The organism is Streptomyces sp. Ag109_O5-10 (genome assembly GCF_900105755.1).
GTDB lineage: Bacteria > Actinomycetota > Actinomycetes > Streptomycetales > Streptomycetaceae > Streptomyces.
This window is the reverse complement of sequence record NZ_FNTQ01000001.1, coordinates 6,090,714-6,112,845: the sequence shown is the minus strand read 5'-3', so window position 1 is coordinate 6,112,845 and position 22,132 is coordinate 6,090,714. Positions and strand designations below refer to the sequence as shown.

Below are 22,132 nucleotides of genomic sequence, written 5' to 3'. Positions count from 1 at the left end.
CACGAGGCACCGCGATGCGCACGAAGCGCCGCGCTCCGTGGTGGGCCGACCGCAGGTCCGATGTGGCTGGTCGCGCAGTTCCCCGCGCCCCTTGCGGGGCGCGTTGTCGCCGCCGGAACTGTCACGTCCCGTAGGGACGCGCGGACTTGGCGTCACGCAGCGCCGTCGCCCACCACGTGAGCTGGTCCAGCATCAGCTTGGCCGCGGCCTCGGCCCCCGCCGGCTCCGCGGGAAACGTGCCGTCGGCACCGTAGTGCTCCAGCACCCGCGGGAACGTCACGACGTCCTTCATCCCCACGCAGTGGAACTCGGCGAAGATCTGCCGCAGATGCTCGATCGCCCGCACCCCGCCCGCCGTGCCGAGGCCGTAGCCGACGAACCCGACCGGCTTGGCCTGCCACTCGGTCTGGAAGCTGTCGATGAGGGTCTTCAGCGGCCCCGGAACGCTCCGGTTGTACTCCGGTACGACGACCACGTACGCCTCCGCCCCGCCCAGCCGCGGCCGCAGCGCCGCCGCCCGTGGGTCGGCCTCGTCGAGGCCCGCCGGCAGCAGGTGCTCGGCCACGTCGACGACGTCCAGGACCAGGTCGTCGCGGGAAGCGGCGACCCGCGCGAACCAGCCCGCGACGTCCGGGGCGAGCCGCCCGTCACGGGCCGAGCCGACCAGCAGCACCACCCTGACCGGTCGGGTGACCAGACCGGCGGCGGTCACGGCCGGGCCGCCCGCAGCCGCGCCGGTTCGGCGACCGGCGTCAGCGCGAGGAACTCGGTGGCCTCGACCCGGGAGAGGATCCGCCGGGTCAGGGCGGGCATCTGCGTCGTACCGTCGTCGGTGAAGACCACCGGCGCGGTGACCCGGATCCGGCGGCCGCGCGTGGTGATCTCGCAACCGCCCGCCGCCAGCACGTTCTTGACCCAGTCGGAGCCGGGCCCGTACGGCAGTGTGATGACGATGTCCGCGCCGCGCCGGAACAGCTTGACGGGGGTGGCGAACTCGCGCCCCGACTTGCGGCCGCGGTGGTGCACCTTCCCGAAACCGGGCAGCCGGCTGAACAGCGGCCCGACGAAGTGGTTGGCGAACCGCCGGTTGAAGCGGGCGACTTTCCTGTCGATCGGCATGACTCAGGTCCCTCCGTAGGGCACGTCGATTCCATGGCGGCACGGCCCGGCCCCCGCCGCCGTCAGCGGGGGCCGGGCCGCGCGGCCGGGCGCGGCTCAGGCCGCGGGCTTGCCCGCCGGAGTCAGCGGGCCGGCCGGCCTGCCGCCGGACTGGAGGAACTTCTGCAGGGCGAAGTTGTCGACGATGCCCCAGCGCTCGGCGATCCGGTCGCCCTCGAAGCGGAACCAGATGATCGCCTGGTGCTGCACCTGCAGCCCGGTCGGCTGGATCCCGATGAAGGGGCCGGTGTGCCGGCCGTGCATGACCCAGCGGATGGCGGCCTTGTCGCCCATCGATATGAAGTCGAGGATCTCGTACTTGATGTCGCTGAACGCGGACTGCTGGATCCGGATGGTGTGCTTGAACGCCTCCGGGCCGCGCATCGAGTCGTCGTGGCTGCCGTGGTTGCGGAAGTCGGCGGTGAGGTAGCGGTCGGCGGCCGACAGGTCGCCGAGGTCGAGGCCCTCGTGGAAGACCTTCTCGATCAGTTCCTTCTGCTGGTCCGCGGTGAGCGTGGTCGGCATGGGTGCGTTCTCCTCTGCTGAAGTGGCTGCCGAAGCGGCTGCCGAAGGGGGCAGGTTTCCCCGGGTGTCGAGGGTCTGCCGGTCGACCTGGGTCACTCCCCTGGGCACGGCGCCGGTCGTCCACACGATCCGCAGCCGCAGCCGGTCGAAACGCCAGCCGCCGGGGGTGCGCCGGGCCGTGCCGGTGAAGCGGCCGCCGAGTTGGAAGTACTGGGTGGGGTCCGGCGGCAGCGGCGAGCCGTGGTGCACGTGGGAGGCGATCAGGCTCCAGCTCAGTTCGGCCCGGTCGCCGTCGACGTCGACCTGGGTCTCCGAGCCGTGGTGGTGGGTACGACCCCAGCGCGCCATGATCTCGGTGGTGAAGCCGGACACCCCGGCGAGGCCCCGGTGGCTGCCCACCGGGAACGTCATCTCGATGTCCTCGGTGAACAGGGACCTCGCCCAGGTCTCGTCGAAGCCGCCCTCGTCGAGGCCGGCCAGATAGCGCCCGGCCAGGTCCCTGAGGCTCAGCACGTCGGTGAGCCGGGCGACCTCGGCCGTCATGACACCCGGCGCGCTTCGGTCCGGGCGTCCGTCGCGTAGATCACGACGTCGTCGGGGCCGTGCACGACGGCCTTGCCCTCGCCGGTGAGCGCGTCGCCGTCGTGCCGCGCGGTGATGTCGATCTGGATGTACGCGGCCCGGTGGCCGTTGGGGCTGATCTGGGTGACGTCGAGGTTGAAGTCCTCGCGCAGGGAGAACTCCAGCGAGTCGTCGCCGGTGACGGTCCAGGCGCCGGTTCCGGTGCTCTTGCGCGTGGTGACCGAGAGCGAGCCGTCCGGGGCGAAGGCGACGGTGTACTCGTCCACCTCGCCGTCGTGCGTGACCGTACCCGTCCATTGTCCGACGGGTGTCCAGGTGGAAACAGGCATCGACCACACTTCCTCAAGTCGGGGCGGAGGGAAAACAAAAAATCCGCGCCCCGGTCGGGGCACGGATTTCGGGATGGATGCCACGGGCTCGAATGCAGAAGCCCGCAAGAAGCGCCGCCGCCGTCTGGGCAGGGGGGCGCCGAAAAGAGTGTGACACCTCTGTTCGGATGCGTCAACTGCCCTTTAAATGAAGCGAGTTGATGATCAGGGCGGTAACCGAAGAAGCCCCCGCGGCAGGGGGACGGGCCGCGGGGGCTGCTTCGTACCGGATCCCCGCACGGATCCGGTTTCTTGCGGTGATGGTCGGTGAATTCCGTGCGGCGGCGCGGACTTACTCGAATTCGCTGTGGTTTTGGGGCCTCGCGCCGGCTATTCGGTCTCGCCCCTGCGCACCAGTGCGAACAGTTCGTCGAGGTCGTACTCGGCGCGCCGGGGGCCGCCGTGGCGGGTGAGTTTGCCGCGGCTGGCCCATTTGCGGATGGTCGCCTGGGTGACGCCCATCGCGAGGGCCGCCAGTTCCGTCGGGACCGTGCGCGGCTTGGCGGCCGCGGGCACCGTCCCGCCGTCACCGTCTCCCGTGCCCGTCATGTCGTCACCGCCTCCCGCGCCCGGTTCGCGACCAGCAGCCACTGGCGCGGCGGCAGCGCGTGGCCGGCGTCGCAGGCCACCTGGTCCGGCACCCGGTCGCCGCCGTCCGCCGGCAGGACGCCGTAGAGCGTCCCGGCGCACTCCGGCCGGGTACAGGCGCCGAGGGCGAACCGGCGGACCGGGCCGGGGCCGAGCAGGTGGCCGAAGTCGGTGAGGAGCTCGGCGAGTTCCTCGTCGAGGTCGGCGCCCGCCGGGTGCCCGGCGAACCAGGACAGCTGCCCGCGCAGGAACCCGACCAGTGCGGGCACCCCGCGGTCCGCGGGCCGGGCGCCGGCGCGCTCGTCCACGACGAGCCGCGCCCACAGCGCCATGACCTCGGCCGCCCGGGCCCGCAGGGCCAGCGTCCGCTCGTCGAGCACGATGCCGACGGTGGCGCGGCTGCCGCTCACCCGCTCGCGCAGCACCGGCGCCCCGGGCACCAGCGCCTGGTCGCTCTCCCGGTACAGGTCGAGCAGGGTGCGCAGGCCGCCGTCGATCCGGTCCAGGCAGCGGACGCAGATCCGGCCGCAGCGCCTGCGGCAGTCGCGGCTGACGTGGTCGTCCGTGAGTCGCTCCGGCTCTTCCATTCGGATCCCCCGAATCCTCGGTCCGTGTGGAACTGCGTCCAGTCTCACGGGGGCGGGCGGCCGCTTCAACGCACGGCGGTTCAGGCTTCCCACAATCCTCCGCAGCTCTGTCAGCGGAGTGTCAACCCTGTGTCAACTGGCCGGATTCGCACTCTTTTACAAACAGACCTGTCTGATTGAGGACGCATTCGGGACGTCGCTCACCGCGCATGTTTCCGGACACCCACCCCTGCCGCCAGGGAAGTTGGGATCGTGTGGAGATCATGCGGAGGTAGGCCACCGCCGGGGTCCTCCCATGAAACAGGCATGGTTGTATGATTCTTACCACCATTGGTACCGATGCCCGCAGCGCGTGCACGTACCGGGCACACTGCTGGCAGGGAAGGCGGGTACGACCTGATGCAGGCGCGATCCGAGCACACGCGTCAGGCTCTCGTCCATGCCACCGCCGAGCTCATCGCGGACGGTCGGCTGTCCGACGCGGGACTGGTCAACATCTGCCGCCGAGCCGGGGTCAGCCGGGGGGCGCTCTACCACCACTTCGCCTCCACCACCGCGCTGACCGCGGCCGTGTACGAGGAGGCGAGAGCGCGGGTGGAGGCGCTGACCGAGGAGGCCTTCGCGGGGCCGGCGGCGGACGCGCCCAAGCGCTTCCTGTTCGCGCTCGGCGAGGCCATGCGCACCGAGAAGGTCGTCCGGGCGGGCATGCAGCTGGCCGCGGACGGCTCGGCCGGACCGCCCCGGCTGCGCGACGACCTGCTCGCCGCGGTCCACGAGCGGGTGACGGAGGCACAGAAGGAGTCCGCGGAGCAGGCCGGGGACCTCGCCGACCTGGCGGTGGTGATGGCCGCGGGCGTCGAGGCCCTCGGGCACACCGACCCGGGCTGGTGGGACGGCGAGATCACCCAGCGCCTGTGGCGGCTGCTGCGCCCGCTGTTCGACCGGGACCTGCCGCCGGGCCGGGGCGGCGAGCGCAGGATCTGAGGGCGGGCCGGTCACTCCTCGGGCGGCGTCGTGCGCAGCCGCCCGACCAGGCCCGGCGTGGCGAGTCCCGGCAGCAGGAACTTCCACAGGACGCTGGTGCGTTCGGGCAGGTCGGCGCGGCCGGTGTAGGCCTGGGACATGATCTGCAGACCGGTGAACGAGCCGACGACCAGCGAGGCCACCTCGCGCACGTCCACCCCCGGCAGGATCTCGTCCCGCTTCTCGGCCTCCTGGAGCAGCGTCAGGATGGTGTCCATGGACTGTTCGTAGGTGGTCTGCGGCGGGCAGTCGAACGACGTCTGCTCCGTCGTCAGCCGCACGCTCGCGCGCAGCACCGCGTCGTGCTGCAGGCGCCGGGCGAACTCCAGGGTCAGGTCGATCACCGACTGCAGCCTGATCGGCCGTTCGGGCACTTGCAGGGCCTCGGCGTGGGCCTGCACCAGGGCCAGCGCGATGGCTTCCTTGGAGGGGAAGTGGTGATAGAGGGACCCCCGGGTGAGTCCGGTGCGGGCCAGGATCTCGTTGGTGCTGGCGGCGTCGTAGCCGCGCTCGTCGAAGACCTGGGCCGCCGCCTCCAGGATCGACCGCCGTGACCGCTTGCCGCGTTCCTGCTGAGCCATGCCAGATCCTTACGCTCTCCCGCTGAATTCAACAGACTGGTCTGTATCGTAAGCCGCACAGGCGGCTCACGGTCAGTACCGCGGCGGGAGTTGTCGGCAAGCGGTTCCCGAGCCGTGCGCCGGAATCGGACGTGAGCTGGGATAACGCGGGAGAGGGCTAGGGACTGCCGATCCGGAAGCCGACCCCCCGGACGGTGACGATCCAGGCACTGGAGCCCAGTTTGCCGCGCAGGGTGCCCACGTGGGTGTCGACCGTGCGGCCGCGCGGCGACCACGCGTCGTCCCACACCTGGGCCATGATCTGGCGGCGCGGGATCACCGTGCCGGGCTGCGAGGCCAGCAGGTGCAGGAGGTCGAACTCCTTGCGGGTCAGGTCGAGGGGCCGCCCGTCGAGGACGGCCGTGCGGGCGCCCGGATCGATGCGCAGCGGCCCGTGGGTGACGACCCGGCCGGCCGCCGGCTCGTCCGCCGGCCGGACCCCCACCCGGCGCAGTACCGCCTCCATCCGGGCCAGCAGCTCCCGGAAGCCGTACGGCCTGACGAGGTAGTCGTCCGAACCGGCCTGCAGGCAGAGCACGCAGTCGAGTTCCGAGCCGCGTGCGGTCACGGCGATGATCGGCAGGTCGCTGACCGCCCGGATGCCGCGGCACACCTCCAGGCCGTCGAGGTCGGGCAGGTCGAGGTCGAGCAGGACCAGGTCGGCCTCCCGGTGGGCGCGCAGCGCCTGGGCGCCGGTGGTCGCGCCGTGGGTGGCGTAGCCGTGCCGGGCCAGCCCCTGCAGGAGGGGGTCGGCGGCCCGTGGGTCGTTCTCGACGACCAGGACGTGCAGCGCGCCCGCGCGGGGCGCGCCGTACGCGGGGGCCCGGTGGGCCGGGTGCGCTGCCGAGTGGCCGGCCGGGTGACCGGCCGGGACGAGCGGGCCGTGCGAGCGGTGGCGGCGCGGCGACGGCGCCACGAGGTCCGCGTACTGGCGCTTCATCTGCTCCCCCTGAGGCACATCCACGTCATCTCGGACTGCGGGTTCACGACCAGACCGTACCAAACAGACTTGTCTGATTGTCAACTGCCCCGAGCCAGAGGCGCGCCGCTCGCGCCACCCCTTAACACCCCTATCTTGAGCTGCGATTTCGTCGGAATACCGGACAAGTGGGAGGTCAGACTCCGTTAAGTCGCCCCACGGAAAGACTTGGCCAAGGGTCATACATCTTCCATGAACCATACAACCTTGTACGTTTCATGGTTACAATGCCGACATATCGGACCGTTGACATCGATGGCAAGCCCTCAAGGCATCCCGACTCGCCCAAGAAATCGCTTCGCCTCTTGCAGAACCGGACCGACCTGTCTGTATCTTGTGGGGCAGAACGTCGGCCACGGGGGGTGACAGCCGGCGTACGGCTTGTTGCCCCCTCCTTCCCGTCACACCGACACAGGAGCGCTGCACATGCCGCACCTCACCGACCGGGCCATCGCCCCGAAGCCCCTGCTTCCCGGACTGACCACCACTGTGCCGCGTGAGTACGTCCACCGCGCGGCGGTCTCCGAAGTCCTGCTCACCGGCTGGGAGCGCGACGAGTCCCCGGGCGCCGACGGCTTCGACGGCTTCGTCGTCCGGGCCCAATGGCCGCGCAGCCACGCGCTGTTCGCCCCCGACGGCGGATACCAGGACCCGATGCTGCTGATCGAGTCGATCCGCCAGATCGGATCCCTGCTCGCCCACGCCGAGTTCGACGTGCCGTTCGGCTACCAGTTCCTCATGTCTGACATGTCCGTGACCGCCGAGCCCGACCTGCTCGTCGCGGACGCGGTCCCCACCGACGTCGAGATGCACGCGGTCTGCCGGGACGTCGTCCGCCGCGCCGGCCGGCTGCGGGAGATGCGCTACGACGTGACCGTGGTCCGGGAGAACGGGGCCCGCGCCACCGCCTCGGCCGCGTTCCGCTGCATGAGCCCGGACGTGTACCGGCGCATGCGCGGGGAGCGCCCCACCAGCACCGACCGCACCCCGCCGCCGGCCCTCGACCCGGCCGCCGTGGGTCACGCCACCGCGCGGCACGTCGCCCTGTGCGAACCCGCGCCGGGCACCCGGGGCAGATGGGAACTACGGGTCGACACCGCGCACCCGACCTACTTCGACCACCCGGTCGACCACATACCCGGCATGTTCCTCCTGGAGGCCGCCCGGCAGGCCGCGCACGCCCGCACCGGGGCACCCTGCGCCCTGCTGCTCGGCACGCGCAGCGAGTTCACGCGGTACGCCGAACTCGACGCGCCCTGCTGGATCACGGCCGACCCCGAACCCCACGGCGACCGCGGCGACCTGCTGGTGCGGGTGCGCGGCAGCCAGCGGCAGGAGACGGTCTTCACCGCCGAACTCCTCCTGCGGCCCCGTGTCCGCTGACCGCGACCGCTTCCCGGGAGTCTCCCCGTGTCCATCCTTCTCATCACCGGCGCGTCCGGGTTCGTCGGGGCCCACGTGACGCGCGAGGCACAGCGCCGGCGGGCCGACCTCAGGCTCATGAGCCACCGCCGGTCCCTGCCGCGGTCCTGCTCAGGGGCCCGGACCGTGCACGCCGACCTCACCGACCCCCGCTCGCTGCGCGGGGTGTGCGACGGGGTCGACGTGCTCCTGCACTGCGCGGCACAGATAGGCGGCAGCGCCGCGGCCAACGAGGCGGTCAACGCACGCGGCACGGCCGCGCTGGTCGCCGAGGCGCGGCGGGCCGGAGTGCGCCGGATCGTCCAGCTCAGCACGGCCTCGGTGTACGGCCGCGGCACCTTCCGCGGCCTCCGGCCCGAGGAGCTCACCCGCAATCCGGGCTCCGTCACCTCCCGCACCCGCGCGGCGGCGGAGGACGCGGTCCTCTCGGCCGGCGGCGTGGTGCTCCGGCCCCATCTGGTCTTCGGAGTGGGGGACCTGTGGGTCGGCCCGACCCTGGCACGGCTGCTGCGGGCCCTGCCGGGAGTGGTGGCCGGCTGGCTGTCACGGGCGTCGGTCATCGGCGCGCCGGACCTGGCCCGGCTGCTGGTCGCGACCGCGCTGGCGCCGGACGGGGTCCTGACCTCGCGGGTGTACCACGCCGCGGATCCGGCGCCGGTCACCGTGGGCAGTGCGCTGCGGGCGGTCGCCGGGTGTGCGGGGATCGACTGGCCGCGTGACAACCTCACCGTCGAGGGGGCCAAGGCGATCCTCGCGGCGAAGGGGGTTCCGCAGGGCACGCTCGACATCCTCACGACGGACCACTTCTTCGCGGCCGACGCGCTCTGGGCGGATCTCGGTCAGCGGCCGGGGGGTGGCTTCGAGACGTGGTTCGGCCTGGCCGAACCGTGGTACCGCTCCATCCTTGCGACGAACTGACGTTCCGCCCGGCACCCGCTGCGCCCGGTACCGGGTCCGGTGGCCCCACCCACCGGACCCCTTTGCGCCGCCCTGATCAGGGGCGGCTTTTTCGTGCGGTGCCGTGCTGTGCGCCAACGGGGGTGCCGGGACCAGTTGTCGGGCGGCCGCGGGTGGTCTTCGGCCGGCCGCGCAGTTCCTCCGCCGGCCTTCGGCCGGGGGTACCCCCAGCGCCCCTGCCGGGGCGCGTCGGAGTCGCCGGTACGGTGAGGCAATGGGTCTTCGTTGTGCTGTGATTGACGACTTTCAAGGCGTTGGCGGGGAGTTCGGGGACTGGGCCTCGCTCGCCGGTCAGGTCGAGGTGGTGTCGCTGCGGGAGCATCCCGGGGACGAGGACGGACTCGTCGCGGCTCTCGCCGGCTTCGACATCGTGGTCACCCTGCGCGAGCGCGTCGCCTTTCCCGCCTCGGTGCTCGGGCGGCTGCCCCGGCTGCGGCTCCTGATCGCCTCCGGGATGCGCAACAGCGTCATCGACTACGCGGCCGCCGAGGCGCGCGGGATCACGGTGTGCGGGACGGAGAGTTCCTCGACGCCGCCGGTCGAGCTGACCTGGGCGCTGCTGCTCGGGCTGGCCCGGGGGCTGGTCCAGGAGAGCGCGGCGCTGCGGGACGGCGGGCCCTGGCAGTCCACCGTCGGCGCCGATCTGCACGGGCGCCGGCTCGGGCTGCTCGGCCTGGGGAAGATCGGCAGCAAGGTCGCGCGGGTCGGGCTCGCCTTCGGCATGCACGTCAGCGCCTGGAGCCAGAACCTCAGCAAGGAGCGCGCCGAGGAGGTCGGCGTCGGCCTCGCGCCGAGCAAGGAGGACCTGCTCGCCACCAGCGACTTCGTCTCCGTCCACCTGGCGCTCGGCGACCGCACCCGGGGGCTGCTCGGCGCCGCCGAACTCGCCCTCCTCAAGCCCACCGCCTACCTCGTCAACACCTCCCGCGCGGCCATCGTGGACCAGGACGCGCTGCTCGCCGCGCTGCACGAGGGCCGGATCGCGGGCGCCGGCGTCGACGTCTTCGACACCGAGCCGCTGCCCGCCGGCCACCCGATGCGCACCGCGCCCCGGCTGCTGGCCACGCCCCACCTCGGTTACGTCTCCTACGCCAACTACACGACCTACTACGGCCAGGCCGTGGAGAACATCCGGGCCTTCCTGGCGGGCGCCCCGGTACGGCGGCTGCCTCGGGGGGTGTCCTGACTCCGGCCCTTGGAGTGATCGTCCGCTGATCGGCGTGACCAGCCGCAGGTCGGGGCGTTGAACGGGGAGTGCGGCGGCTGGTCCTGCCGCCGCACTCCCCGAGCAACAAGAAGGAGAACGTGATGTCTCGCATCGCGAAGGCCGCCGTCGTAGCCCTCGGCACCGGCGCTGTGGTGATCGGCGGCGCCGGCCTGGCCCTGGCCGACGCGGGTGCCAACGGCGAGGCCGTCAGCTCGCCCGGCGTGGTGTCCGGCAACGTCATCCAGGTCCCGGTCAACATCCCGGTGAACGTGTGCGGCGACACCGTCGACGTGATCGGTCTGCTGAACCCGGCGTTCGGCAGCACCTGCGGCAACGAGGGCCACCTCAAGGCCGGTGACGGCAAGAACGGCGGCTACGGCTCCTGAGCCGCCGCCCGTCAAGGAGCCCCGGCGCCCTGGGCGCCGGGGCTCCTCCCGTGTCCGGACCGGCTCAGGCGTACCGGTAGATCCGGCTCACGTCCTCCAGCGACTCGGGGGTGACGTCCCACGGCGGCAGCTTCCCGCCGCGGGCGACGATCCGGTCGCGCTGCGGGTCGCCCGGGCCCGGCGGCTTCGCCGGCAGGTAGCGCTGCCCGCGGTGCCGGGACCTCCAGCGCTCCCACTGGAGGTCGAGGAAGGCGTGGTGGAGCCAGAAGACGGGGTCGTTGACGGAGGCGCCGCCGAGCATGGCCCCGCCGACCCAGCGGTGCACCCGGTTGTGGTTGTGCCAGGACGCCTTGCCGCTGCCGGTCCCCCAGCCCTCCAGCCGGTTGCGGAAACCCCGGGCGACCGTCGAGTCCCACGGCGGGACGTCGTAGGCGGGGTCGGCCAGCGCCCGGTCGAGCTCGGCCCCGGTGGGCAGGTCGATCGGATCGTGGGCCCGGCCCAGGTCCCGGGCGAGGAACTCGCCGTCGGTGATGCCCTCCGTGATGGTCCAGTGCCCCGCCGCATAGGCGAACGGGCCGGTCATCACCTGCTGGTCGCGGGGCCGGCCGTTGCCGCCGAGCAGGTCCTTCGTCCACGGCACACCGGACGCCGAACGGTCCCTCGTCCAGTCCCAGTACGGCACCGTCACCGACCCGTCGACCCGGCGCAGGGCCTGCTCCAGGTCGAGCACGAAGCGGCGGTGCCAGGGCAGGAAGGAGGGCGCCATGTGGGCGGCGCGCAGTCCGTCCTCGCCGTCCGGGGTGTAGTACTCGATGTGCGTCCGCACGAACTCGTCGTACTCGCCCCGCCGTTTGACCTCCAGGAACGCCTTGACGAGCCGCCCCCGCTCGGTGGCCGTCAGCCTGCTGACGTCCTTACGCACGTACGCCATGGTCTCCCCCCATGTGCAGGTGGCCCGGCGCCGGATCGCGCAGCCGCTGGCCGGGACCCATCTCGTCGACGGCCCCGCGGGTCGCCGCCAGCGGGGTCGGGTACGAGCTGTAGTGGTCGACCATGCTGAGCCAGCTGCCGTCGGCCCGCCGCATCAGATGCAGCGGGCGGCCGTCGACGGTGACCTGCCACTGGCCCCCGTCGACGGCCCGCCCGGCCGCAGGTACCAGGGCGCCCCTGATACGGCGGCCCCGGTAGGACTCGTCGAAGGAGGTGCCCGCGGGCGCCGCGGCCGGGGGCGAGGGGCGGGAGGCGGCGACGACCGGGGCGAACGCCAGGGCGACCACGGAGGCGAACAGCCCCCGCGTCAGCTCGCGCCGCGTCGGTCTGCCCGTCCCGGCTCTGCCCGGCTGCCCGGCTCCCGGCTCCGCGCCCACCGCCACACCACCGATTCCGACGACCATGCTCACTCCTCGTACGGTTAACCGACCACTGTCGGTACCGGTAACCGTCCGAGGGGGCGCCCGGTCACCACCGCGCCGCCGTCCGGCGCGGGACCGGGCCGAAAGGGCCGTACCCCGAGGAGGGTTACCGGCCGGTACCGGAGCCGGCGCCGAGCTTGCCGCCGACGACCGTCTGCAGGACCGGGGCGAGCACCCCGACCTCGGGCATCTTCAGGTGCGGCACGCCGTAGTGCTGCGGGTCGGGCGCGCTGAGGGGCGCGTCCAGCGCCAGGCCAGGGGTGAGGGTGCGCAGGTCGGAGGCGGGGAGGTCGACGCCGACGTGGTCGAAGCCGGCGCCGAGGGCACGCGGGAGCGGCACGCTGAGGCCGACGCCCGGCAGCTGGCCGTTCATCGGCACCCGCGGCAGCGCGCCCTCCGGGATGAGCCGGCCCTCGACATACCGGGGCCCCTCGGGGACGCCGGGGATCAGCAGCGGCAGCTCCATGCCGAGCTTGGGCATCTCGATGCCGAGGGACTTCTCGGCGCCGTCCAGCGGCACGGGAACGGGGACCCCGTCGGTCGCGGCGGCGGGCGTGGCGGCCGCGCCCATGGCGACGGCGACGCCCGCGACGACGACGGCAAGGGTTCCTCGGGTGGTCGGCTTCATGTCAGGTACGGGCCTTTCGGGATACGAGAGGAGCGGGGTCCGTACCGGGTAACGAGCCGGAATCGGCATCAGTTCACAATTCGCCCGGGTGCAGCATTAGTCGGCTGTACACCAATCCGCACTCGTCCGCTCTTCCGGAATCCCACTCCTCCGGATTTCCGCTTCTCTGAAATTTCACTTCTCTGAAATTCGGGTATTCCGTAGTTCCGTTGTTCAGCTCGTCCAGAAGTCCCACCACCGGGTCAGGACGAGCATGCCGACGACCCCGGTGTGCAGCACCGGCGGCACCCAGGTGAACTCGCCGAGGAACTCCCGCAGCGGGCGCGGCGCGGGCAGGAACCGCCGGCGTACGACGAAGGCGGTGACGTACCAGAACAGGACGATGGTGGCGACCCAGGCCAGGCAGCACCACAGGCACAGCGCGCCGATCCGGTACAGCGACTCGAACTGCAGCCAGGACACGAACCCGATGCCGAAGGCGCAGCCGGCGTCGAAGGCGAGCCAGTACCAGGCGGGGAAGCGGGCGCCGGCCAGCAGGCCGGTGCCGACGCAGATCACCACGGCGTAGGCCACCAGGCCCAGCATCGGGTTGGGGAACCCGAACGCCGAGGCCTGGGCGCTCTTCATCACGCTGCCGCAGGACACCACCGGATTCAGACTGCACCCGGGCACGAAGCGCGGGTTCTCGAGGAGCTTGAACTTGTCGAGGGTGATGACCCAGGAGGCCAGCAGCCCGGCCGCCCCCGCGACCACCGTCAGCAGCGCGAACCCCCGCCCGGCCCCCGCGGCCTCGGCCATCAGCCGCGCAGGCTGCGGGCCGGCAGGACGACGTGCGCGGCGGCGGTCAGGGTCTCCTCGGCCCCGGCGAAGTCCCGCAGCGCCTCGGGGTCGACGGGCCTGCCGGGTTCGCCCTCGGGCCACGGGCGGGTGGTGAACACCAGGTAGGCGTAGCCGCGTTCGCCGACCGCGGCGAGCCACTCCGCGGGCGCGGGACACTGGGCGTTGAGCGGTGCGAGGCTGAGGACGGCCTGGCCGGCCTCGACGAGCAGGGTGACGGGCAGGCCGGGCCGGGCGGTGCCGTCGACGAGGTCGCCGCCGACCGGCAGCCCGTTGTTCGCCAGCAGCGCCTCGATCGCGGCCGCGGTGGCCTCGGCACCCCCCTCGGCGTCACCGAGGGAGTAGGCCAGCAGGTAGGGCATGTCACTGCCGTCGGGGGCCTCGCCGCTCCAGGCCAGCACGACGAGCGTGCCGAGGTCGGCGAGGCGGAACGGGTGGGTTGCGCTAGGGGTTGAGGTCACCGCGCGACCCTACCGACGGGCCGTGCGGCGGCCGGGGGCCCGCTCACCCGGTCGGCGGACGCCCGCCGGCCGGGCCACACGAACGAGGGACACCCCTCGGTGCCCCTCGAACACTCCCGGCCCGGCGCGTCCCCCACCGGCTCAGCTCTGCAGCGGCAGGCCGCCCAGCAGCGGGTTGTGCCGGTTGAGGGCGCCGGCCGCGGCCTTGACCGTGTTGAGCGGGGAGCGCTTGTTCTCGGTGTCGAGCGCGTTCGACTGGTGCCGCAGCGGCATCGCCTGGTTCAGGTCCAGGCCGTCCTTGGTGATCGTGTTCACGGCGCCGTTGAGGCTGGTGGGCGTGAGGTCGGCGGTGTTGTAGGCGAACGCGGGCGCGGCGACGCCGACGAGGGCCACGGAACCGGCGGCGACGGCGACGGCCTTCAGCGAGTTCATCATGTTCCTTTCTTCGGCGACTTTCGGCAACGCAAGCCGCCCGGGGGAATTCGACGTCATGTCCAACGATGTCCCGGCGGACCGGAAACCCCGTTTTCGGAAGACATATGAGATCCCGAAGGCACCGTCCGGACCGGGCACGGTCCGGGAAGCGGCCGGAAAAACGGACCGGCCGTCCGCCCGCGGGGGCGCGGGCGGACGGCCGGCCGAAGGGAACAGCCGATGCGTCAGTCGTTGACGCAGGTGTTGCCGAAGCCGGGGTTCAGCAGGCCGATCACGTCGATGGTGTCACCGCAGACGTTGACCGGCACGTGGATCGGAACCTCGATCACATTGCCCGACAGCACGCCCGGGGAGTGGGCGGCGGCGCTGTTCGCGCCGCTGTCGGCGACAGCCGCGGCGGCACCGCCGGCGACGGCCGCGACGGCGGCGGTGGACAGGACCAGGCCCTTCGCGATACGCGACATGGAGAGGTCTCCTTGGGGTCGAAACAAACATACGGGCGGATGCCCAGCGCTGTGTCAACGCGTGGCACCGCGCCGGGTTGTGCCGCCATCGGGGTGATCTCCGGGCAGCCGCCTTCACGACTCCGACACACTTGACCGGTTTTGACGGATTAATACGGATAGCGACTAGAGTTGCGAACCTCCGGACTTACCCGTATTGCCATCACATCGGACTCTTCCCGCCCCCCTCCCGCCCCTCCCCCTGAAAGAACGAAGCCGGTCATGCGCAATCTCCTGGGCCCGCTGCTGTGCCGTGCGTCGGCGAGCGCGTTCGTCCTCGCCTCGGTCCGGGCACCGGGCACCGCCCGGGCGACGGCTCCGCCCGTCCCCGAGGCTCCGCGCATCCCCTTCGCCGAGCGCTACCACGCGCCGCTGCTGTACGGGGGCGGCAACCTGCCGGCCGGCGAGCAGCAGCCGGGCGCGGACGACGGCCGGGTGCTGATCGCCGAACCCGGCGGCGCCTGCGCGGAGTTGCTCGCCGACACGGTCGTGGGCCACCGTGCGGACCACGGCGCCGACGCCTTCCAGGCCTCGAGGGACGCGACCGAACCGGTCCGCTCCGGCGGCGCGGGACCGTGGACGGTCGGCCGGGTGAGCGCGGCCGCGGGCCGGTCCGCGGCCGGTGCCTGGGGCGGCTGGACGCTGGTCGTGGGGTACGGGGACCCGGCGCAGCCGCTGCGCACGCTCTCCCTCCGGGACGGCTTCGCGTACCTCGGCACACCGGCCGAGGTACGCCTGAACGGGCTACCCGCCCCGCGTGGCGCCGGCGGCCTGGTGGGTCTCATGGCCTACAACGGCGCCCGGGGCGTAACCGGCGACTCGCTCACGTACACCACGGCCGGCCACGCTCCCGTCCCGCTCCAGGACTCCGCCGACCCGGCCGACGACGTACTCGACTCCACGATCAACGAACCCGGCCCGGTACGCGCCCGGCGTGAGCCCGCGTACGCCAACACGCTCGGCTACGACTCGGATGTGTTCGATCCAGGTACCGGTCTCGCCCACGGCGGTGACCAGCTGACCTTCCGGCTCGTTTCCCAGCGCGACGCGGCGTGGGCGGGCGCGCTCTTCGCCGCCGTGGACGCGCGGTAGTACGCCGCGTCCCCGCCCGCAGTCCCGAGCGCGCCCCCCGTGAGCGAGGAATCCGCGTATGCACCGATCAGCCACCGACCCTCGGCCACGGGTCCTCCACCTGGCGCAGCCCGTCGAGGGCGGAGTGGCCCGGGTCGTCCTGGATCTGACGAAGGCCCAGCTCACGGCCGGTCTGCGGGTCACGGTGGCCTGCCCCGGTGGTGAACTGGCGCAACGCGCGCGGGCCCTGGGCGCCGAGGTGCGCGGGTGGCACGCCGACCGCTCCCCGGGTACCGGTCTCCCGGACGAGGTACGACGCCTCGGCCGGCTGCTCGACGAGGCACGGCCCGCCCTGGTGCACGCGCACAGCGCGAAGGCGGGTCTCGCCGGACGGCTCGCCGTGCGCGGGCGCGTCCCGACCCTGTTCCAGCCGCACGCCTGGTCCTTCGAGGCGGTCGGCGGCGCCACCGCCGCGCTGGCCCTGCGGTGGGAGCGGTGGGGCGCGCGCTGGGCGCACCGGGTGGTGTGCGTCAGCGAGGCCGAGCGCACGACCGGCATGCGCGCCGGGATCCGCGCCCGGTACACGGTCGTCCCGAACGGCATCGACACCGAGCACTTCACACCGGCCGGCCCGGGCGAGCAGCCCGCCGGGGCTCCCCTGGTCGTCTGCGTCGGGCGGCTGTGCCGGCAGAAGGGCCAGGACGTGCTGCTGCGGGCCTGGCCCGAGGTGCTGCGCCGGGTGCCGGACGCCCGGCTCGCCCTGGTCGGCGACGGACCCGACCGGGACGCGCTGCGTCGGCTCGCTCCGGATTCCGTCGAGTTCGTGGGCCCCGTCGCGGACGTCCGCCCCTGGTACCGGGCCGCCGACCTGGTGGTGCTGCCCTCGCGCTGGGAGGGCATGGCGCTCGCCCCGCTGGAGGCGCTGGCCTGCGGGCGGCCGGCGCTGGTCACCGATGTCGACGGCGCCCGCGAGAGCCTGCCGCCCGGCCACGCGGCGCACTGCCTGGTCCCACCGGGCCGGCCCGGTGCGCTGGCCGGGGCCGTCGCCACGCTGCTCCTCGACCCGCAGCTGCGCGCCTCGCTCGGCGGCCGGGGGCGCCGGCACGTCCTGTCCACGCACGATGTGCGGCGCACGGCGGAGGCGGTCGCGGAGCTGTACCGCGAACTCCTCGGCGGGCGGCCGCTGGTGTCCTTCGAGCGCAGGGAGTCCATCCACTCGTGACCGCGGAAAGCACCGTCCCCTCCCCCGGCGCAAAGCCCCGGGACCACGGACTCTCGCCCGTCTCCGTGCTGCCGCCGCGCACCGCCGGCGGCTTCCGGTTCCCGCTGCGGCGGCCGCCCGTGCGGCCCGCCTCCCCGGTGCCGCTGCTCGCCGCCGACCTGGGTGCCGCGCTGCTCGGCGGAGCCGCGCTCGACGAGGCCGTCCGCCGGCCCGTTCTGGTCGCCCTGCTGGTGGCCGGGGCGATACTGCTGCGCCCGCAGACGGTCCGGCGGATGACCGGGATCCTCGACGAACTCCCGTCCGTCTGCGGCCGGATCGCCGTGGTCTGGCTCGGCCTGGCCGCGGCCGTCGCCGCCTGGACCCCGGACCGTGCGCTGTCCGTCCGCGCCCTGTTGCTCGGCTTCGCCCTGCACGCGGCGGCGGCCGGCGCCGGCCGTGGCCTGGTGCACGGGCGGCGCCGCCGCGCCCTGCTGCGCCGGCCTCGCGCCGCCCTGGTCGTCGGGCCGGCCGCCACCGCTCAGCGGGTCGCCGCCGCCGTGCTGCGCCACCCGTCCTGCGGAGTGCGCCCGGTGGGCGTCGTCGCCGAACACCCCGAGGGCGCCGAGGGCCTGCCCGTGCTGACCACCGGCGAGGAGGTCGAGCGGGCCCTGATCCAGAACGGGGTCCGGGCGGTCCTGACCGTCCACCCCGCCGTCCGCACCGAACAGGGCCCGCTGCTGCGGGCGCTGGCCGAGTCCGGCTGCGTGGTGTGGGAGGTCGACGCGGACTCACCGGCGTACGAGACGCGCGACCAGCTCGCCGGGTTCTCCTGCCGCCGCCTGGAGATGGGCTCGCGGCGGCGCGGCAGCATCGGCAAGCGGGTCCTGGACATCGCCGTCTCCGGGGCGGCGCTGGTGCTGGCCGGGCCGCTGCTGCTGGTCTGCGCGACCGTGCTGCGGATCACCGACGGGCCGGGGGTCGTCTTCCGGCAGGAGCGGATCGGCAAGGACGGCCGCCCCTTCACCCTGCTGAAGCTGCGCACCCACCGCCCGGTCGACGAGCACGAGGCCGCCACCCGCTGGAGCGTGGCCGGCGAGATCCAGATGAGCCGCTTCTGCCGCTTCCTGCGCCAGACCTCCCTGGACGAGCTGCTGCAGTTGTGGAACGTGCTCTGGGGCGACATGAGCCTGGTCGGCCCGCGCCCCGAACGGCCCTACTTCGTCGGCCAGTTCAGCCAGACCTACCCGGGCTACGCGGCCCGCCACCGGATGCAGACCGGCATCACGGGACTCGCCCAGATCAACGGGCTGCGCGGCGACACCTCCATCGAGGACCGGGCCCGCTTCGACAACGCCTACATCGACAACTGGTCGCTGTGGCAGGACGTCTGCATCCTGCTGCGCACCGCGGCCGCGCTCGTGCGCTCGACGGGGAGCTGAGAATGAGCTTCGCACTGTCACCGGCCAGGCCGCTGCGGCTGCCGCCGGTGCTGGCCGCGGTCGCCGTGCTCGCGGTCCTCGCGCTGCCGCTCGCCCCGGGCGGCGAGGAGGGCGGTGCGGGGCCCGCCGACGCGGTGTCCGCCCTTGTGGTGCTGTACGCCGCGCTGCGCACGCTGCGGGAGCGGCGGCGCCCGCTGTCCGCCACGGCCGTGGCGGTGCTCGGCCTGCCGGTCGTGGGACTGGCCGTCGCGGCGATGGGCGCGGCCTCGCCCGGCGCCGGGCTGACCGGCCTCGGCCGCTACCTCCAGGTGTTCGTCCTGGTCCCCGCCGCCGTCGTGCTGCTGGTCCGGGACCGTGCCGACTTCCGGCTCCTCGCCTGGTCGTTCGTGGGGCTCGCGGTCTGGCAGGGCGCGGTCGGGCTGCACCAGTACGTCACCGGCACCGGGGCGTCGTACCAGGGCGAGGAGATCCGCGCGGTCGGCACCTTCGGGCCGCAGGACGTGATGGGCATGGCGACGGTGGTGTCGTTCGGCCTGGTCTGCGCGCTCGGGCTGGCGCTCGGGCGTTCCCCGGTACGGCAGCGGGTGGCGGCGGGGGCGTGCGCGCTCGGGCTGCTGCTGCCGCTGGCCGTCTCCTTCAGCCGGGGCGCCTGGATCGCCACGGTCCTGACCTGCGGTGTGCAGCTCGCCCTGGCCGGGCTGCGGCGGGCCCTGAAGGTGGCGGCGGTCGCGGTCGCGGCCGGTGTGGTGCTGGTGGGCGGCTTCGGGGTGGGTACCGCCATGCTCCAGGAGCGGCTCAGCAGCATCGGGCAGGTCACGGACGCGCCGGACCAGTCGGTGGTCGACCGGTACACGCTGTGGGCGGCGGCGACGGGGATGTGGCGCGAGCACCCGGTGACCGGCGTCGGCCTGAAGAACTTCCCCGCGTACCGGGACTCGCACGCCTCGCTGGCGCTGTCGTCCGGGAGCGACACGGAGGGGGCGGGGACGGCGTACCGGAAGCAGCCGCTGCTGTCGCCGCACAACATGTACCTGCTGGTCCTCAGCGAGCAGGGCCTGCTCGGGCTGCTCGCCCTGGCGGGCAGCTGGCTGGCGCTGCTGGCGTGCGGGCTACGGGGGCTGTGGCGGGTGCGGGGCGGTGACGGCCTCGACTGCGCCCTGGTGGGGTGCGGGCTGCTGATCTGGCAGCTCGTCGATTTCGCGTACGCCGACATCGGGGGGCCGTCGACGGTTCTCACGGCGGTGCTGTTCGGGGCGGTCGGCTGGTGGGCGTTGGCGGGGGCGGAGCGTGCGGAATGACTGCGGCGCCGGGGGTTGAAGGGTCGGATGTCGACCACGGGTCCGATGTGGCCGGTCGGGCCCACGCGGCGGAGCCCCACGTGTCACAGCCCCGCGCCCCCGAGAAGGAGGTCGCCGGCGCCGGCACCGAGAACGCCGGCCCCACTCGTGGCTTTCTCGCCAAGGCCGCTCTCGGTACCGCCGTGTTCTCCGTGCTCGGGTCGCTGCTCGGGCTGATCCGGGACCAGTCGCTCGCGCGGCTGTTCGGGGCCGGGCGGGACACCGACGCGTTTCTCGTGGCGTGGACCGTGCCCGAGTTCGCGGCGACGCTGCTGATCGAGGACGGGCTGGCGTTCGCGCTCGTGCCCGCGTTCAGCGTGGCCCTGGCCCGGCGGACGCAGGGGGCGTCCGGCGATCCCGTGCGGGGCCTGGTCGCCGGGACGCTGCCCAAGCTGACCCTGGCCTTCGCGGGCGTCGGCGCCCTGCTGATCGGCGGGGCCCCGCAGCTCGTCGCGGTGCTCGCGCCGGGGCTGCGGGACCCCGGCCTCGCCGTCGGCTGCACCCGGCTCACGGCCACCTGTGTACTGACCTTCGGGCTGGCCGGGTACTGCAGCGCCGCTCTGCGCGCGCACCGGCGGTTCCTCGCCCCGGCCTCGATCTACGTCGCCTACAACGCCGGGATCATCGCGGCGATGTTCGCGCTCGGCGGCCACTGGGGGGTGCGGTCGGCGGCGTTCGGGGTGGCGGCCGGGGGTGCCCTGATGGTCGCCGTACAGCTTCCGTCGCTGCTCGGGCAGTTGCGGCACCGGCCGAAGGCGCGGCAGGAGGGCGGCCCGGCCGTCACCGAGGAGCGGCCGCTGAACGTGGCGCTGATGGCCACCGTGCTGCTGTTCGCGCTGTGCCGGCAGTCGCAGGTGCTGATCGAGCGGTTCCTCGCCTCGCACCTGCACTCCGGGGCCATCTCGCACCTCAACTACGCGCAGAAGGTCGCGCAGATCCCGATGACGATGTCGATGATGCTGTGCACGGTCACCTTCCCCGTGGTGGCCCGGGCGCTGGCCGAGGGCGACACCGAGCGGGCCCGGAGCCGGGTCGAGCGGGACCTGTCGGTGGCCGCGAGCGTGGTGCTGCTCGGCACCGCCGTGGTCGTGGCGTGTGCGCCGCAGCTCATCCAGCTGCTGTTCCAGCGCGGCGCGTTCACCTCCGTGGACACCGCCGCGACGGCCGGGGTGATGCGCGTCTACGCGCTCGGGCTGCTCGGGCAGACCCTGGTCGGGGTGCTGGTCCGCTCCTACTTCTCGGCGGGCCGCGCCTCCTGGTACCCGGTGGGCGCCATGGCCGCCGGGATCGTGCTGACCTCCTGGATCGGCGCCCTGACGGTCGGCGCGTACGGCGTCACCGGCATCGCCGCCGCCAACGCCGCCGGCATCACCGCGACCGCCGTGCTCCTGCTGGCCGGGACGGGCCCGCGCAGCGTCCCGATCCGTACCCGGCGGGTGCTCGTCGAGCTGAGCCGGCCGGTGCGGGCGGCGGTCGCCGCGACCGCCGTCGGGCTCTTCGCGGCCGCCCGGCCGGCGGACCCGCTCACCGGTCTGGCCGCCGGCGCCACGGCCGTCACCGTCGTCTTCGTCCTGCTCGGCCGGGCCCTGGGCGCCCAGGGCTTCGCACCCGCACTCCGTTCCGTAGCCACCGTCACCCGAAGGCTCGCGCATGCCGTCTTCCATTGAGTCCGCCGCGAGGGCCGGACGCCTCACCGGTCCGGTCCCCTGGGTCGCCATGTACCACTCCGTGGGCGACTGTTCCGACGACCCGTACCGCGTCACCGTCTCCCCCGGGCGCCTGGAGAAGCAGCTGGGCTGGCTGCGCCGGCGGGGGCTGCGCGGGGTGTCGGTGGCCGGGCTGCTCGCCGCGCGCGCCCGCGGCGAGGGGCGCCGGCTGGTGGCGCTGACCTTCGACGACGGGTACGCCGACTTCCTCGACCACGCCCTGCCGCTACTGGACCGCTGGGGCTGCGGCGCCACCCTGTTCGTGCTGCCCGGACGGCTGGGCGGTGACAACGCCTGGGACCCGCTGGGCCCGCGCAAGCCGCTGCTCACCGCCGACGGCGTCCGGCGGGCCGCCGGCAGCGGGGTGGAGATCGGCTCCCACGGGCTCACCCACGCCGACCTGACGAAGGCCGACGCGCAGACCCTGCGGGCCGAGACCGCCGACAGCCGGGCGCGGCTGGAGGAGCTGGTCCAGTCCCCCGTCGAGGGCTTCTGCTACCCCTACGGCAGCGTCGACCAGCGGGCCGTCGACGCCGTGCGGGACGCCGGCTACGGCTACGGCTGCGCCATCGACCCGGGCCCGCTGGGCGGCCCGTACGCCCTGCCCCGCGTGCACGTCGGGCAGAACGACCACGCCGGGCGCCTCTTCCTGAAGTACCGGCTGCACCGGCTCCGCCGCCGTCCCGTCCAGGGGCTGTGA

The 22,132-nt window shown here is 73.4% G+C and carries 26 protein-coding genes; 11 read left to right on the top strand and 15 right to left on the bottom strand.

Annotated elements, in window-relative coordinates; all coding sequences use genetic code 11:
- Positions 1–121: 121 nt before the first annotated feature.
- The 6 genes from BLW82_RS27940 to BLW82_RS27910 form a co-directional block, all read right to left on the bottom strand.
- A complete protein-coding gene (locus tag BLW82_RS27940; RefSeq protein WP_256215982.1) occupies positions 122–712 on the bottom strand; it encodes an NADPH-dependent FMN reductase in 591 nt (196 codons plus the stop codon).
- Complete coding sequence (locus BLW82_RS27935) at positions 709–1,119, bottom strand: nitroreductase family deazaflavin-dependent oxidoreductase (protein WP_093502874.1); 411 nt, start codon at positions 1,117–1,119, stop codon at positions 709–711. Before BLW82_RS27935 ends, BLW82_RS27940 begins: the two co-directional genes overlap by 4 nt.
- A 96-nt stretch (positions 1,120–1,215) precedes the next feature.
- Positions 1,216–2,226 carry an ester cyclase gene (locus BLW82_RS45685; RefSeq protein WP_256215981.1) on the bottom strand — a complete coding sequence of 337 codons (1,011 nt, stop codon included), beginning with the start codon at positions 2,224–2,226 and terminating at the stop codon, positions 1,216–1,218.
- Positions 2,223–2,594 carry a dehydrogenase gene (locus BLW82_RS27920; RefSeq protein WP_256215980.1) on the bottom strand — a complete coding sequence of 124 codons (372 nt, stop codon included), beginning with the start codon at positions 2,592–2,594 and terminating at the stop codon, positions 2,223–2,225. The genes BLW82_RS45685 and BLW82_RS27920 overlap by 4 nt, the downstream gene beginning before the upstream one ends.
- Before the next feature lie 369 nt (positions 2,595–2,963).
- Positions 2,964–3,182: a hypothetical protein gene (locus BLW82_RS27915; RefSeq protein ID WP_093502872.1), complete on the bottom strand. Its 219-nt coding sequence runs from the start codon at positions 3,180–3,182 to the stop codon at positions 2,964–2,966.
- Positions 3,179–3,808: an OvmZ protein gene (locus tag BLW82_RS27910; protein ID WP_177233089.1), complete on the bottom strand. Its 630-nt coding sequence runs from the start codon at positions 3,806–3,808 to the stop codon at positions 3,179–3,181. The genes BLW82_RS27915 and BLW82_RS27910 overlap by 4 nt, the downstream gene beginning before the upstream one ends.
- 399 nt (positions 3,809–4,207) lie before the next feature.
- On the opposite strand from BLW82_RS27910, the gene BLW82_RS27905 reads away from it, so the two are divergent.
- Complete coding sequence (locus BLW82_RS27905) at positions 4,208–4,792, top strand: TetR/AcrR family transcriptional regulator (protein ID WP_093502870.1); 585 nt, start codon at positions 4,208–4,210, stop codon at positions 4,790–4,792.
- A gap of 11 nt (positions 4,793–4,803) precedes the next feature.
- Here the strand turns inward: BLW82_RS27905 and BLW82_RS27900 are convergent, their stop codons facing one another.
- Positions 4,804–5,412 (bottom strand): ScbR family autoregulator-binding transcription factor, encoded by a 609-nt coding sequence (locus BLW82_RS27900; protein ID WP_093502868.1) that lies wholly within the window; start codon positions 5,410–5,412, stop codon positions 4,804–4,806.
- 157 nt (positions 5,413–5,569) lie between these two features.
- Complete coding sequence (locus BLW82_RS27895; protein ID WP_093502866.1) at positions 5,570–6,391, bottom strand: response regulator transcription factor; 822 nt, start codon at positions 6,389–6,391, stop codon at positions 5,570–5,572.
- A gap of 465 nt (positions 6,392–6,856) precedes the next feature.
- Between BLW82_RS27895 and BLW82_RS27890 the strand changes: the two genes are divergently transcribed.
- The 4 genes from BLW82_RS27890 (at position 6,857) to BLW82_RS27875 (ending at position 10,402) form a co-directional block, all read left to right on the top strand.
- A complete protein-coding gene (locus BLW82_RS27890) occupies positions 6,857–7,813 on the top strand; it encodes a ScbA/BarX family gamma-butyrolactone biosynthesis protein (protein WP_093502864.1) in 957 nt (318 codons plus the stop codon).
- Positions 7,814–7,840: 27 nt separating this feature from the next.
- Positions 7,841–8,770: an NAD-dependent epimerase/dehydratase family protein gene (locus BLW82_RS27885; RefSeq protein WP_093502862.1), complete on the top strand. Its 930-nt coding sequence runs from the start codon at positions 7,841–7,843 to the stop codon at positions 8,768–8,770.
- A 253-nt stretch (positions 8,771–9,023) separates the two neighbouring features.
- Positions 9,024–9,995: a D-2-hydroxyacid dehydrogenase family protein gene (locus BLW82_RS27880; protein WP_093502860.1), complete on the top strand. Its 972-nt coding sequence runs from the start codon at positions 9,024–9,026 to the stop codon at positions 9,993–9,995.
- A gap of 122 nt (positions 9,996–10,117) precedes the next feature.
- Entirely contained in the window at positions 10,118–10,402 is a 285-nt protein-coding gene (locus BLW82_RS27875; protein WP_093508311.1) for a chaplin, read from the top strand.
- Between the two features lie 64 nt (positions 10,403–10,466).
- Here BLW82_RS27875 and BLW82_RS27870 read toward each other — a convergent pair whose 3' ends face one another.
- From BLW82_RS27870 to BLW82_RS27840, 7 genes are all read right to left on the bottom strand, one after another.
- Positions 10,467–11,333 carry a tyrosinase family protein gene (locus tag BLW82_RS27870; protein WP_093502858.1) on the bottom strand — a complete coding sequence of 289 codons (867 nt, stop codon included), beginning with the start codon at positions 11,331–11,333 and terminating at the stop codon, positions 10,467–10,469.
- Positions 11,317–11,796, bottom strand: coding sequence for a tyrosinase cofactor (locus tag BLW82_RS27865; protein ID WP_093502856.1), 480 nt, complete (start codon positions 11,794–11,796; stop codon positions 11,317–11,319). Before BLW82_RS27865 ends, BLW82_RS27870 begins: the two co-directional genes overlap by 17 nt.
- Before the next feature lie 124 nt (positions 11,797–11,920).
- Positions 11,921–12,442, bottom strand: coding sequence for a hypothetical protein (locus tag BLW82_RS27860; protein ID WP_093502854.1), 522 nt, complete (start codon positions 12,440–12,442; stop codon positions 11,921–11,923).
- Positions 12,443–12,655: 213 nt separating this feature from the next.
- Positions 12,656–13,240, bottom strand: coding sequence for a vitamin K epoxide reductase family protein (locus BLW82_RS27855; RefSeq protein WP_093502852.1), 585 nt, complete (start codon positions 13,238–13,240; stop codon positions 12,656–12,658).
- A complete protein-coding gene (locus BLW82_RS27850; RefSeq protein WP_093502850.1) occupies positions 13,240–13,740 on the bottom strand; it encodes a DUF5949 family protein in 501 nt (166 codons plus the stop codon). Before BLW82_RS27850 ends, BLW82_RS27855 begins: the two co-directional genes overlap by 1 nt.
- 141 nt (positions 13,741–13,881) lie before the next feature.
- Positions 13,882–14,172 carry a hypothetical protein gene (locus BLW82_RS27845; RefSeq protein ID WP_093502848.1) on the bottom strand — a complete coding sequence of 97 codons (291 nt, stop codon included), beginning with the start codon at positions 14,170–14,172 and terminating at the stop codon, positions 13,882–13,884.
- Positions 14,173–14,399: 227 nt separating this feature from the next.
- Positions 14,400–14,639, bottom strand: a complete 240-nt coding sequence (locus BLW82_RS27840; RefSeq protein WP_093502846.1) for a chaplin — start codon at positions 14,637–14,639, stop codon at positions 14,400–14,402.
- 261 nt (positions 14,640–14,900) lie between these two features.
- On the opposite strand from BLW82_RS27840, the gene BLW82_RS27835 reads away from it, so the two are divergent.
- From BLW82_RS27835 to BLW82_RS27810, 6 genes are all read left to right on the top strand, one after another.
- Entirely contained in the window at positions 14,901–15,770 is an 870-nt protein-coding gene (locus BLW82_RS27835; RefSeq protein ID WP_093502844.1) for a hypothetical protein, read from the top strand.
- A 58-nt stretch (positions 15,771–15,828) separates the two neighbouring features.
- Positions 15,829–16,971 carry a glycosyltransferase gene (locus tag BLW82_RS27830; RefSeq protein WP_093502842.1) on the top strand — a complete coding sequence of 381 codons (1,143 nt, stop codon included), beginning with the start codon at positions 15,829–15,831 and terminating at the stop codon, positions 16,969–16,971.
- Positions 16,968–18,389, top strand: a complete 1,422-nt coding sequence (locus BLW82_RS27825; protein ID WP_093502840.1) for an exopolysaccharide biosynthesis polyprenyl glycosylphosphotransferase — start codon at positions 16,968–16,970, stop codon at positions 18,387–18,389. The genes BLW82_RS27830 and BLW82_RS27825 overlap by 4 nt, the downstream gene beginning before the upstream one ends.
- 2 nt (positions 18,390–18,391) lie before the next feature.
- Entirely contained in the window at positions 18,392–19,687 is a 1,296-nt protein-coding gene (locus BLW82_RS27820; RefSeq protein WP_093502838.1) for an O-antigen ligase family protein, read from the top strand.
- 80 nt (positions 19,688–19,767) lie between these two features.
- Positions 19,768–21,393, top strand: a complete 1,626-nt coding sequence (locus BLW82_RS27815) for a lipid II flippase MurJ (protein ID WP_256215977.1) — start codon at positions 19,768–19,770, stop codon at positions 21,391–21,393.
- Complete coding sequence (locus BLW82_RS27810; RefSeq protein WP_177233088.1) at positions 21,377–22,132, top strand: polysaccharide deacetylase family protein; 756 nt, start codon at positions 21,377–21,379, stop codon at positions 22,130–22,132. The genes BLW82_RS27815 and BLW82_RS27810 overlap by 17 nt, the downstream gene beginning before the upstream one ends.